This window comes from Proteiniphilum sp. LBM24028 (assembly GCF_056629195.1).
The window spans coordinates 848,317-861,000 of the sequence record NZ_CM152817.1; the positions used below are offsets into that span (position 1 = coordinate 848,317).

Annotated in this window: 10 protein-coding genes; 2 read left to right on the top strand and 8 right to left on the bottom strand. The window is 47.4% G+C overall.

Annotated features, from left to right (window positions below; translation table 11 throughout):
- Window positions 1-11: 11 nt before the first annotated feature.
- The 3 genes from AC1HCU_RS03250 to AC1HCU_RS03260 form a co-directional block, all read right to left on the bottom strand.
- Window positions 12-3,707 (bottom strand): nitrate reductase subunit alpha, encoded by a 3,696-nt coding sequence (locus AC1HCU_RS03250; RefSeq protein ID WP_480369012.1) that lies wholly within the window; start codon window positions 3,705-3,707, stop codon window positions 12-14.
- A 140-nt stretch (window positions 3,708-3,847) separates the two neighbouring features.
- Window positions 3,848-4,924, bottom strand: a complete 1,077-nt coding sequence (locus AC1HCU_RS03255; RefSeq protein ID WP_480369015.1) for a tellurite resistance/C4-dicarboxylate transporter family protein — start codon at window positions 4,922-4,924, stop codon at window positions 3,848-3,850.
- A gap of 96 nt (window positions 4,925-5,020) precedes the next feature.
- Window positions 5,021-6,223: a saccharopine dehydrogenase family protein gene (locus AC1HCU_RS03260; protein WP_480369018.1), complete on the bottom strand. Its 1,203-nt coding sequence runs from the start codon at window positions 6,221-6,223 to the stop codon at window positions 5,021-5,023.
- Window positions 6,224-6,372: 149 nt separating this feature from the next.
- On the opposite strand from AC1HCU_RS03260, the gene AC1HCU_RS03265 reads away from it, so the two are divergent.
- Window positions 6,373-7,692, top strand: a complete 1,320-nt coding sequence (locus AC1HCU_RS03265; protein ID WP_480369020.1) for a mechanosensitive ion channel family protein — start codon at window positions 6,373-6,375, stop codon at window positions 7,690-7,692.
- Between the two features lie 207 nt (window positions 7,693-7,899).
- A complete protein-coding gene (locus AC1HCU_RS03270; protein WP_480369023.1) occupies window positions 7,900-8,982 on the top strand; it encodes a 3-oxoacyl-ACP synthase III family protein in 1,083 nt (360 codons plus the stop codon).
- Between the two features lie 25 nt (window positions 8,983-9,007).
- Here AC1HCU_RS03270 and AC1HCU_RS03275 read toward each other — a convergent pair whose 3' ends face one another.
- From AC1HCU_RS03275 to murQ, 5 genes are all read right to left on the bottom strand, one after another.
- Window positions 9,008-9,445, bottom strand: coding sequence for a GNAT family N-acetyltransferase (locus AC1HCU_RS03275; protein ID WP_480369026.1), 438 nt, complete (start codon window positions 9,443-9,445; stop codon window positions 9,008-9,010).
- Window positions 9,446-9,456: 11 nt separating this feature from the next.
- The gene (locus tag AC1HCU_RS03280; protein ID WP_480369029.1) at window positions 9,457-10,581 is read right to left on the bottom strand and encodes a lipid II:glycine glycyltransferase FemX; all 1,125 of its coding nucleotides are present in this window, start codon (window positions 10,579-10,581) and stop codon (window positions 9,457-9,459) included.
- A gap of 61 nt (window positions 10,582-10,642) precedes the next feature.
- Entirely contained in the window at window positions 10,643-11,482 is an 840-nt protein-coding gene (locus AC1HCU_RS03285) for an alpha/beta hydrolase (RefSeq protein WP_480369030.1), read from the bottom strand.
- A 28-nt stretch (window positions 11,483-11,510) separates the two neighbouring features.
- A complete protein-coding gene (locus AC1HCU_RS03290) occupies window positions 11,511-11,852 on the bottom strand; it encodes a hypothetical protein (RefSeq protein ID WP_480369033.1) in 342 nt (113 codons plus the stop codon).
- A 9-nt stretch (window positions 11,853-11,861) separates the two neighbouring features.
- Window positions 11,862-12,680 carry an N-acetylmuramic acid 6-phosphate etherase gene (murQ, locus tag AC1HCU_RS03295; RefSeq protein WP_480369036.1) on the bottom strand — a complete coding sequence of 273 codons (819 nt, stop codon included), beginning with the start codon at window positions 12,678-12,680 and terminating at the stop codon, window positions 11,862-11,864.
- Between the last annotated feature and the right edge of the window lie 4 nt (window positions 12,681-12,684).

Genomic DNA, 12,684 nt, shown 5'->3' on the forward strand with positions numbered 1-12,684 from the left:
TGTCTTAGTTTTTAAGATTCTTCAATGGGTTGATCCAACCATTCCACTTTGTTGAGCTTGCGAATGATGATAAACTCATCCCTGTTGGTTCCGATGGTGCCATAATAATTTAAACCATAGCTCAGCTGAGCGTATCCGCCAATCATATGGGTGGGTTTCAGACAAAGCCGGGATACCGAGTTGTGTACACCTCCCCTGTTTCCGGTCACCTGACTTACAGGCATATTGACTGTTCGCTCCTGATTGTGATACATGATCAATACACCGTTGGGAATTCTTTGCGACACCACAATCCGCACAACAGTTGCACCGTTTTCATTAAATACCTCTACCCAGTCATTGTCGGTCAAATCTATTTTTTTTGCGTCCTCTTCGCTCATCCACGCTACAGGACCACCACGCCCCAGAGTGAGCATGATCAGATTGTCGGACCAGGTAGAGTGAATGGTCCACTTGTTGTGGGGAGTCATCATATTCAGCACCATATATTTTTCATCTCCATCCAATTTTCCGGTCATTCCTTTTAACGATTTTGTATCGATGGGTGGTTTATAGCAAACCAGGTTTTCGCCAAAGTCAATCATCCAGGGGTGGTCCTGATAGAGCGTTTGCCGTCCCGTGAGCGTGCGCCAGGGGATCAGTTCATGCACATTGGTATAACCTGCATTGTACGAGACCTCATGAGACTCCACGCCACTCCATGTGGGCGAGGTAATGATCTTTCGCGGTTGCTGAAGCAGATCTTTAAATCGGATCTGTTCATCTTCGCGTGCCGATGCCAGATGCTGATGCTTGCGTCCTGTAAATTTCTCCAATGCCCCCCAGGCTTTCATGGCTACTTTGCCGTTGGTCTCCGGTGCCAGAGTCAGGATCATCTCGGCGGCATGTATGTCGGTTTCGATGAGGGCACTTCCGTTTGCCTTATACCCGTTGGAAGAGATATTCAGCTTCTTCAACAAATCCACCTCATCTTTCGTATTCCAGCTGATGCCTTTCCCTCCATTGCCCAACTTTTCCATGAGGGGACCCAAGGTGGTGTATCTTTTGTAGGTTTCAGGATAATCACGGATCACCTCAATGATATCCGGCATATTTTTTCCTGGTTTCAGTTCTAGATTATCTGTTTTCCAATCTTTGGCATAAGCAGTTTCTGAAATCTCCATGGGTGAGTCGTGTTGCATGGGCAGCATCACAATATCCTTCTCTTTTCCGAGGTGGCCGGGCGAAAGCTCCGAAACTTTTTTTGCCAGACCTTTGAAGATATTCCAGTCGGTACGTGCTTCCCAAACCGGATCTACAGCATTTGAAAAAGGATGAATGAATGGATGCAAGTCGGTGGTACTCAGGTCGTTCTTCTCGTACCATGTGGCAGCCGGCAGAATGATGTCGGAGTGCAGTGCGGAAGTGGACATCCTGAAATCGAGTGTGACAAGCAGGTCCAGTTTTCCTTCGGGCGCCTTGTCGTGCCATCTCACCTCCTGAGGTAACTGCTGTCCGTTGGCTTTTAAATCTTCCCCAAGCACACTGTTTTGTGCACCCAGCAGATGTTTCATAAAGTACTCCATTCCCTTTGCGCTGGAAGCCAGTAGATTGGATCGCCATATAAACATGTTTCTCGGGAAGTTCTTTGGATCATCGGGATCTTCCGAAGCGATAGTCAGCTCATTGCTTTTTAATTTTTGGGTAATGAAGCTTTGTATATCCTGACCCTGCTCATCGGCTTGTTTCCCCAATTTGATGGGGTTGTCGCTTAACTGTGGACTGGAAGGCAACCAACCCATTCGCTCCGCTTTTACATTGCAGTCGATCATTGACAGTTTCGACCATTTTTCCTGGTCTGCCAATGGAGAGATGAGCTCGGTCACGCCCACTTTCTCGTAACGCCACTGGTTGGTATGCATATAAAAATAGGAGGTTGTATTCATGTGTCGCGGTGGGCGGTGCCAGTCGAGGGCAAACGCCAGCGGAGTCCACCCTGTTTGTGGCCGCAGTTTCTCCTGCCCTACATAGTGGGACCAGCCGCCACCCGACTTGCCCACACAGCCACAGAAGATCAGCATGTTGATGGCACTGCGATAAATCATGTCGGTTTGATACCAGTGATTCACGCCACAACCAATGATAATCATCGATTTGCCTTCAGTTTTCTCCGCATTCTCCGCAAACTGTCTTGCTGTTGAAATGATATGCCCGGCGGGAACACCGGTAATCTTTTCCTGCCATGCAGGCGTATAAGGTGCATCTTCCGTATATTCGGGAGAAGGAGCCTCGCCCGGCAAACCCAATGAAAGCCCGTAGTTGGCAATGGTCAGGTCATAGACTGTGCAATAAAGGAATTCTCCATCCGGTGATTTTCTTACAGGTATTTTCCTGTATAAAATTTCTTCATGATCTGTATCCCCAAAATAGGGAAAAGCTAACTCCGCTACTTCATCATAATCAGCTGCAAAGGATAGCTGGGGTGTGATTTCTTTGCCGGTTAAAACATCCACCATTTCCAGATTCCACTTTTGATTCTTGTCCCAGCGTGAACCAATTGTTCCATTGGGGATCACCATCTCTTTGCTTTTCTCATCGATGAGCAATGGCTTCCAGTCGGCTTTTTCAACATCAGCATACTTTGCCTTTATGTCGGAGGCTCTGATGATTCTTCCGGCCTGATATTTACCATCCTTCTTTTCTACTTTTACCAAAAAAGGAAGATCGGAATATTGTTTTACGTAATTTTCAAAATAGGGAGTCTTTTTCTCCATGTAAAACTCTTTGAGAATCACATGACCCATCGCCATGCCCACTGCTGCATCCGTTCCCTGTTTTGGTTTTATCCACAGGTCAGCAAATTTGGCCGCTTCATTAAAGTCGGGTGATATGTTGATGGTTTTTGTGCCTTTGTAGCGCACCTGCGTATAGAAAGGAGCATCCGGCGTGCGGGTGACCGGCACATTGGAGCCCCAAAGCATCAGAAAAGAAGAGTTGTACCAGTCGGCACTTTCCGGCACATCGGTTTGTTCTCCCCATGTCTGGGGTGAAGCGGGTGGCAGGTCGCAGTAAAAGTCGTAAAAGCTCAGCACCGTTCCTCCCAGCAGGCTCAAATAGCGGGTGCCGGATGAGTAACTAATCATTGACATGGCCGGGATAGGAGTGAAACCTGCCAGCCGGTCGGGACCATATTTCTTGATGGTATATATATTGGCGGCAGCGATGATCTCCTGCGCCTCTTCCCAATCGAGGCGAATGAGGCCGCCCAGACCCCGCTGGCTGATATACGCGTTGCGCGTAGCGGGATCATTCATGATGCTCTCCCAGGCAACGACCGGATCGTTGTGTATCTCTTTGGCTTTTCGGTATGCTTGAGCCAATACCCCTCTTATCATGGGGTATTTCACCCGGTTGGCACTATACAGATACCACGAATAGCTTGCTCCGCGGGGACAGCCACGCGGTTCATGGTTGGGAAGATCGGGTCTTGTTTCGGGGTAGTTGGTATTCTGAAGTTCCCAGGTAACCAGTCCGTTTTTTACAAATATCTTCCACGAGCAGGATCCCGTACAGTTTACGCCATGGGTTGAGTGTACCACCTTATCAAATTGCCATCGGTTACGGTAGAAGCGTTCCCAGTCACGGGGTGTATCGGTTGTGACAATGTGTTTGTCGGCGCTCACAGTAGCCTTTTTACTAAAATAGATTAGTTTATTCAGTAGGCTCATAATAAAAGCATGTTAGGTTAAGGTAAGTGTGATCATCACGCTTACCTGTGTTTTAGTATATTAATTCGCTGCGTCTTTAGAAATATCTGATAAATATATAATATAAATAATACTTATCAGCCATAAATCGGGTATATTTATTAAACTTTAAGATTTGATGTTTTTTCAGGAAATAAATAATCTTTGCCTATGGCATAAAACATGCTAAAAAAAGCAATCATCCATGCAGCCAATGCGATATAGATGAAAAACGAAGGAATGGCCATGAGAAAGTGTAGTTCCAGTGCTTGAGACAGTTTTACCGTGCAGGCAGTGTACATGCCAAGGGGGAATATCATTCCCCAATACTGGGGATGATATCTGAAAGGCAAATGTTTAAAGACATGCCGCCAGATACCCAATATCACAATAAGGGGGATCCACCAACTGCCAATAGCCCAGAAAAAGAGTGTGAATCCCTTCAGGAAGGGGAGTATCTCCCGAATAAACGACCAATCGTGTCCGTTTAATATCAGATTGGAGCCTGCCAGTGTGGAGATGGCTACCGCTCCCATATTAATCCAGTAGGCAGGAGCAAACTCCTCAGCCCGCATTTCAAAAAATGACATTCGGTATACGATCAGCGTGATGATGATGATATAGAGCATACATCCGCAAAGGAACATAGCCAACGCAAAAAACAACAGGAGGTCGTTGGTAAATGGAAGATGTCCGGTCAGCTGAGTGGCAAGAATGGATACCGACTGGGTGGATACAATGATAAGCAGCCATACCCCGCTGATGGCCATATTGATGGGTGGCTTCTCTTTCTTAACCGTAAAGACAGTAAATACAGTGTAGATGAGTATCAGCCATGCAATGGTGCCTATATAAAACAACACGGAAGCTGCAGCATGGTTGCCAGCTATAATAATAAACTGACTGCCCAATACGCAGCTTCCGGCGACATATGTCAGGAAGCCCGGACTTTTTGCATGGTCTTTTATGTCGGTGACGAACTTTTCCGGAAAAATTATCAGTCTCAAAACATAGAGGAAACTCAAGAATAGGTATGCCACTATATTGAAGTAAAAAAGAAAATTCGCCAGTCGGATAAAATGGTGATAGTATGACGCAATGGATACAATACCTGTGGCCATGACCAATGCAAAATAGGCCGTAGGCAGATTGGAGAGATCACGCAAAAATGTGGCGTAAATCAGCTTGCTTTTGGTCATCGGAGATGAGTTTTAATAACGTTTATCTTCCCGTAAAAAGCAAAAGTATTGTATCCCGGCTTGCGCCGGTATCTGGCGTAGCACCTGGAGTATCAATCAAACCTCCAGATCCAGGTCAAACAGTTCGTGCCAGGGTAGTCCCTGTTTGTTGAGCTGCTCCATAAACGGATCGGGATTAAACTCTTCCACATTGAAGACTCCCGGCTTTTTCCAGAGACCCTGCATGAACATGATGGCGCCAATGGTGGCCGGAACGCCTGTGGTGTAGCTCACACCCTGGGCTCCGGTTTCTTTATAGGCTTCCTCGTGGCTGCAGTTGTTATAGATATAATAGGTACGTTCCTTCCCGTCTTTGATGCCGCGGATACGACAGCCGATGGAGGTCTGGCCCGTGTAGTTCTCGCCCAGCTCACCCGGATCGGGCAGTACGGCCTTCAGGAACTGAATTGGTACAATCTTCTGGCCGTTGTATTCCACCTCGTCTATGCGGGCCATGCCGATATTCTGGATTACCCGCAGGTGGGTAAGGTATTCCTGTCCGAAGGTCATCCAGAAGCGGGCGCGTTTGAGGGAGGGGAAGTTCTTCACCAGTGATTCGAGCTCCTCGTGATAGATTACGTAGGATTCCTTTGGTCCTATCTCGGGATAGGTGAGTGGTTTATGTATTTCGTGGGGTTCTGTTTCCACCCACTCTCCGTTTTCCCAGTATTTACCTTTCTGGGTTACCTCTCGAATGTTGATCTCGGGATTGAAGTTGGTGGCAAATGCCTTGCCGTGGTCACCTGCGTTGCAGTCTACAATGTCTAGATAGTGTATTTCATCGAAATGATGTTTGGCGGCGTAAGCGGTGAAGATGCTGGTCACGCCCGGGTCGAAGCCGCAACCGAGGATGGCAGTCAGTCCGGCTTTCTCGAATTTCTCCTTGTAGGCCCACTGCCACTTGTATTCAAACTTGGCTTCATCCTTCGGTTCGTAGTTGGCCGTATCGAGGTAGTTGACTCCCGATTCGAGACAGGCATCCATGATGGTGAGATCCTGATAGGGGAGTGCCACGTTGATCACCAGCTCCGGTTTGAATTCGTTGAAAAGGGATACCAGTTCCGGTACATTGTCGGCATCTACCCGTGCTGTTTTGATTTCCACACCTGTCCGGCGTTTCACATCTTCTGCAATGGCGTCGCATTTGCTTTTGGTACGGCTGGCCAGCATGATGTCGCTGAATATCCCGTTATTCTGTGCCACCTTGTTGGCGACAACTGTTCCCACGCCGCCGGCACCAATGATCAGTACTTTTCCCATATTATTTTTATTTATCAATGAATCGTTTGTACAAATATACAATGATTCCCCGAATCAGCAGAGAATTGGATTTAAAAAAAGAAGTTTTGGAGAAAGCGTTAAAAAGTTTATCTTTGTAAAGATGATAACCAAAAAAGATTGCTATCTCTATGAATGAAGACAATATTGAGCATATTTCCCGCTCAACCAATGCCATCAGTGAATGGTCGATAGAATTCCTGAAAAATATTGGGATATCCGATAATTGGGTAAAATACATCAACCTTATTTTTCTTGTATCTGTTGTTGTTGTCCTTGTGTTTGTGGTGCAGTACGTTACCCGGATTATTCTACAGACTATTCTGAGTCGCTCAGCCAGATTATCGAAAGCCGATATTCTGGAGAACCTTTCCAAACGACGTTTCCCGCATTTTCTGGCAATGATCGTGCCTTTTAGTCTGGCAAAAGGATCGATACCCATTATTTTTGACCAGTTCCCTAAAACAATGCGGTTTATGGACAAGCTGGCCGATATCTACCTGATATTTTATGTGATCTGGTTGATTATGTCGGTGGTGAATGCCTTTTCCGATACATTGCGCACAAAACCCAGCCTGAAGGATAAACCGCTGGACAGTTACGTGCAGGTGGTAAAGATCATCTTTTATATCATCGGATTTATTATTCTCTTTTCAATTCTTACTGGACAGAACCCAACCGTCATCATTACCGGTCTGGGTGCTGCATCGGCCATCCTGATGCTTATATTTAAAGATACCATCCTGGGTTTTGTGGCCAGCCTGCAGGTCTCGACGAACGACATGGTACGCATCGGTGACTGGATTACCATGCCCAAATATGGTGCCGACGGAGATGTGGTACAGATCACACTGACCACAGTGAAGATTCGTAATTTTGATAAGACCATCACCACCATTCCGCCCTATTCACTTGTTTCGGACTCCTTTCAAAACTGGCGTGGTATGGTTGATACAGGGGGAAGACGTCTGAAAAGATCCGTTTTTATAAAACAATCCACCATCCGTTTTATCCGGGAAGAAGAGATTGCCGGACTGGAGAAGATTCAATATATTTCTGATTATATTCAAAAAAAGGCGGTGGAAATCAACGAGTATAACAGCCGCGCCGGTGCTGATAAGTCGTTGCTCATCAATGGCCGGAACCTGACCAACATGGGGCTTTACAGGCATTACATCGACAACTACCTGCGCAATCATCCCGATGTGCACAAAGAACTGTTGCTTATTGTACGTCAGTTGCAGCCTACCTCCAAGGGATTGCCGCTGGAGCTTTACTTCTTCACTGCTACAATAGACTGGGTACGGTACGAGGAGATTGTCTCTGATGTCTTCGACCACATTACAGCTGCAGCCGGATATTTTGATCTGGAACTTTACGAAGATGTCTCTAATCCCGTGATTGCCTCTTTATCAGTGGCTAATTCAGACGGATCACAACTTCTGCAATAAAATGTATCGCTGTGTTCATCAGAAGGAATCATCTTCACAATGAGAAATTGAACTTCATTTGAATTTAATTTTTTACCTTTGCAGTTGAAAACCTGAGCTAGAAAATTAGAAATAGATTAATTCAGTATGGAGCATGCACAATGATCACAGTTGTAAGGGTTCTGGTAAACCCAGCTCGATGCATTTCCAATTAGTAATAGGAGAAAAATGAAAAGATTGTATAGTATTTTTACGGGGACTGGTAGTTATGTGCCGACGAAACAAATCAGAAACGATTATTTTCATAATAACCTTTTTTTTGACTCGACCGGGGAGATAATTACGACGCCCAATGAGGAGATTACCCGTAAATTTGAAGAGATTACCACCATCGCCGAACGACGTTATGCCGAGGACAGCCAGGTGACTTCCGATCTGGCCCTGATTGCTGCTCAGAGGGCGTTGGAAACATCGGGAGTGAACAAGGAAGAGCTCGATTACATCATTTTTGCACACAATTTTGGTGAAACCAAAGTCGATAATATTCGCATGGACGTGCTGCCGACGATGGCATCGCGACTGAAGAGTAAGCTTGAAATTGAAAATCCGTCGACAGTGGCATATGATGTACTATATGGCTGTCCGGGATGGGTACAGGCGGTGATTCAGGCCGACTATTATCTTCGTTCGGGTGATGCCAGAAAAATCCTTGTCGTGGGTGCCGACGTGTTGTCGCGCGTGGCCGATCCGCATGACCGCGATAGCATGATCTATGCCGATGGTGCCGGCGCAGCGGTTATGGAGGCACGTGAATCTGATGAGCCGGTGGGTATCATAGGCCATAACTCACGCAGCGATGCGTTGAATTACGTGAATATGCTGCACATGGGATATTCCTATAATCCGGAGTTGGCTGAAAAAAAGGATTATTACCTGAAAATGAATGGCCGTCGTTTGTACCAGTATGCGCTGGAGAATGTGCCAAAATCAATTAAGGCTGGTCTCGATAAGCTGAAACTGCATATCAGTCAGGTCAGCAAGGTATTGATTCATCAGGCAAACGGAAAGATGGACGATGCCATATTACAGCGGTTGTTCAAGCTGTACGACCTGAAGGAGGTGCCTGAAAGCATCATGCCCATGACCATCTCCTGGTTGGGTAACTCTTCAGTGGCCACCGTACCCACGTTGCTGGATATGATCACCCGCAAGAAAATGGATGGTCATGATCTGAAGAGCGGCGATCACATTGTGCTGGCTTCTGTAGGTGCCGGCATGAATATCAACAGCATCGTTTACAAAATTCCGTAAAGAAAATGAAGCAGCACAAGCTGCTTCATTCATTTGAATCAAATTCATAGCGGTAGACGTTTGACCCCCGCAGTCTGAAACCCATCTTCTGATATAGCCTGTTGGCAGCCTCCCGACTGGGGTGAGAGGTGAGATCCACCTTTTCAGCCCCTTTCCTGCGGGCAATCTTCATGGAATGCCACATGAGTGCTGTGCCCACGCCCTTTCCCCGTGTTTCCTGGTCCACAATTACGTCTTCAATCCAGGCTTTCCAACCAGAAGGGATCTGATAAAACAGCAGTGTGAGCGTGCCAATTACTTCATCTTCTTCTGTGGCGACAAAGAGGTGGGTCTCTTCAGAGGCGATTACTTTCTCCAATTCCTCAAACGAAGGATAGAATTGCCTGCCTGTCAGCTGTGGCATTAATCTTCTGAAAGCAGAGACGAGACTCTCGTCTATATGGGTTACTCTCTCTATACGCATACAATATATTTTTAACTTACATGATATCCCTGGCTGTTTAGTTCCGAGGCACGGAACAGCGTATACAGGTCGTTGTTCAGCGGATAATCCCAACAGCCCAGGCTATGGTACATCTCGCCACCGAAACCCGATTTGAATTTGTACAATCCATACAATGGGTGTTGCGGATCGGGTGAAGGAGAAATGCCAAACATGTCGTACTCGGTACATCCGGCCGCTTTCGAGCGGCAGATGGCTTCCCACTGCAAAGCATAGGTGGCCATCAGATTTCGTTCTGCGGAGGAGGAGGCGCCGTAGAGGTAGGATCCCCTGTCTTTTGTGATCACCAGAAACATGGCAGCCAGTGGCTTGCCATCCTTCTCCGCCACCAGCAGGCTTACTTCTGCCGGTGAGTGTGTATCATCGGCACGTGCGGTGAGCACTGCCTGAAAGTACTTCATGTCGTTGAGTAGAATATGGTTTCGGGATGCAGTTTCCCTGTAAAGCTCATACCAGATGTCGATGCCATCCAATCCCAAAGCCTTTACCGTTACCCCCTTACGGCGTGCCAGGCCGATGTTGTACCGTGTCTTGGGTTTCATTCTTTTGAGCAGGGTCTCGGTGTCGTATGTTAAATTAAGATAGACCGTGTTTGCCGGCAGGATATTTGAAAAAGCTTTTTTGAAATTCCAGTGCTGTGTATTGAAATTAAATCGGAACTCCTGTGCGGGACTGTCGGGCTCACCCTTCCAGATACCGTGTTCATCGAAGTGGTCTTTTTCCTTGGCCCACCACGACTCCCAGCAGAGATCATAGCGGATGAGGATACAATTTTTTGGTAGGTATGGCCGCAAGGATTCGGAAAGCTCCTCGAGAAATATACCCTGAAACTCATCGGCAGGCTCCAGCTCGGGTCCGTATGGTACATAAGCTACCGAATGGTGCCTGTTGATCTGCTGCAGTACAATCAGCACATCAGAAGAGAGTGATGACCGGTCATCGGTGACTCCGTAGAGGGCGGACTTTCTGGAATTAAAATTGACGGCGATGGTGTTTGTTCCCAGTCTCTTTTTTACGACCGACCAGAATGCAGTTTGCTGTAATATGGGGGTGGCATAAAGCTCTTCAACCTCTTTTTTATGGACGTTTGATAGCATTTCGTTTCATTTTGACTTGCAAAGATAGCCAAAATAAACAGGGTAAACAAATGAACATCAGTCACTGATTTATCACAAATGTGGCATTCTCCCGGACGATCCGTTGTATCTCCTCAAGCAGCAGGGGAAAGGCGGGATAGGTCATGCCATGGTTGTAGCCCTGCAACTCCAGCAGGCGGGTTTGTTTGTGCCCTGCCACCTTCATCATGCGGGCAAGATAGGCGTTTTCCTCGTAACGGCCAAGCATCTCCAGCTCGCGGTCGCCCGTGATCAGTAGGAGAGGAGGTGCGTCGGGACGCACATGGTAGAGTGGTGCATATTTGTCCACGAGCGGGTGGGTATCTTTCATGCCATATCCCGCACGGATGTTGAAGTGTGTGATGGTCTGTCCGCTCAGGGGAATCAGGCCTGCGATGTGGTTGGCATCAATCTGGTGTGCGGCGAGATACTGTTTATCCAGCCCAATCATCATGGCCAGATATCCTCCGGCAGAATGGCCGGACACAAAGATCTTTGTGGTGTCTCCTCCGTAATCTTCAATATGTGCGAACGCCCAGGCGACAGCCGCCGCGGCATCCTCGATATATGCAGGAGCCTCTGCCTGCGGTGAGAGACGATAGTTTACCCCCACAATGCAGATATCTTTATTTTTCAGTGCCTCAGGAAGCTCCTTGCTTCCTCCGGTAAGCCCACCGCCATGAAACCATACCACCGTGGCAAACGCCTTTTTATTGACCGGGTAGTAAATATCGAGTCGGCAACGCTCGTGGATGTATGAGTCTTTCAGGCGGACATCTTCCCGGTAATAGGGTATGTCCGTTTCAGTGTTGTATCTGTTATCCTGCGCAGTTGTTGTGAATGCTGCGCCGATGAGAAATAGTATCAGGGTGAGTTGTTTCATAATTGCCTACATTAATTTTTATGACCCGTCAGAAAACATCAGGTTCAGTCTTTACTGCTGTGGCAGTGACACTTCTGAAATCTTCGTCGAAGCGAGTCAGAAGCATTTCAATCAGTTTGCTGTGAAAAGCCGTATACAACCGGGATGTGATGTGTTTTCTGTCCTTTCTTTTTATCAGACCAAAACGCAATTGATTCTCATCTACCCATATCTGGGGTTTGAAAAACGCTTCGTTTCTCCACAGGAGCGGACCGTATGTGAGGCGCCCGTCGGCGGTACGTACCCATTTATCAGCTTTCCTGGTTTCTATTGCCTCGTAAATCTTATCGAGCAGGAGATCGGGGTTGTCGGTATCTATAATAATAGCCATTCCTTTATTTTATTGTGCGTTCTTATAACTGTCGATGGCTTTTTTTACCGACCCGTGGAGAAGGAGCAGGTTTTTTGCCTGTTCGTAATTGAGTGAAAGTTCATCCACAATCATCCGCGTACCCCTGTCCACCAGCTTTTGGTTGGTGAGTTGCATGTTCACCATGCGGTTCCCTTTTACCCTGCCCAGCCCAATCATGGTGGAGGTGGTGATCATGTTCAGCACCATCTTCTGTGCGGTTCCCGATTTCATGCGCGTGCTGCCCGTGACATATTCGGGGCCGACGATCGGTTCTATTTTTATCTCTGCCTCGGCGGCTACCGGTGAGTCGGGGTTGCAGCTGATGGCGGCTGTGAGTATGCCCTTTTCCCGTGCCCGGCGCAATGCTCCGATCACATAGGGTGTGGTGCCCGACGCAGCAATGCCCACCAGCACATCATTTTCATTGATCTTGTGTGTCATAAGCTCTTCCCATCCCTTTTCCAGATCATCTTCCGCTGCCTCCACCGGGTTGCGCAGGGCTCTGTCGCCGCCGGCAATCAGGCCGATCACATAGGTGTCGGGCATACCGAAGGTAGGAGGAATTTCTGATGCGTCGAGCACACCCAACCTGCCGCTGGTGCCTGCGCCCACATAAAAAAGCCTTCCCCCGCGCCGCATCCTTTCCACGATGCCGGTCACCAGCTTCTCTATTTCCGGAATTGTTTTTTCTACCGCCAGCGCCACTTTCCCGTCCTCCCTGTTGATTTCCGTAAGTATCTCTAAAACAGATTTCTGTTCCAGATTGTCATAGAGCGACGATTGTTCTGTTATTTTGATGAATGTCATATGT

Bases quoted from the DNA above. Each gene is read 5' to 3' on its own strand.
- AC1HCU_RS03250 (WP_480369012.1), bottom strand. From the start codon at position 3,707: ATGAGCCTACTGAATAAACTAATCTATTTTAGTAAAAAGGCTACTGTG.
- AC1HCU_RS03255 (WP_480369015.1), bottom strand. From the start codon at position 4,924: ATGACCAAAAGCAAGCTGATTTACGCCACATTTTTGCGTGATCTCTCC.
- AC1HCU_RS03260 (WP_480369018.1), bottom strand. From the start codon at position 6,223: ATGGGAAAAGTACTGATCATTGGTGCCGGCGGCGTGGGAACAGTTGTC.
- AC1HCU_RS03265 (WP_480369020.1), top strand. From the start codon at position 6,373: ATGAATGAAGACAATATTGAGCATATTTCCCGCTCAACCAATGCCATC.
- AC1HCU_RS03270 (WP_480369023.1), top strand. From the start codon at position 7,900: ATGAAAAGATTGTATAGTATTTTTACGGGGACTGGTAGTTATGTGCCG.
- AC1HCU_RS03275 (WP_480369026.1), bottom strand. From the start codon at position 9,445: ATGCGTATAGAGAGAGTAACCCATATAGACGAGAGTCTCGTCTCTGCT.
- AC1HCU_RS03280 (WP_480369029.1), bottom strand. From the start codon at position 10,581: ATGCTATCAAACGTCCATAAAAAAGAGGTTGAAGAGCTTTATGCCACC.
- AC1HCU_RS03285 (WP_480369030.1), bottom strand. From the start codon at position 11,482: ATGAAACAACTCACCCTGATACTATTTCTCATCGGCGCAGCATTCACA.
- AC1HCU_RS03290 (WP_480369033.1), bottom strand. From the start codon at position 11,852: ATGGCTATTATTATAGATACCGACAACCCCGATCTCCTGCTCGATAAG.
- murQ (WP_480369036.1), bottom strand. From the start codon at position 12,680: ATGACATTCATCAAAATAACAGAACAATCGTCGCTCTATGACAATCTG.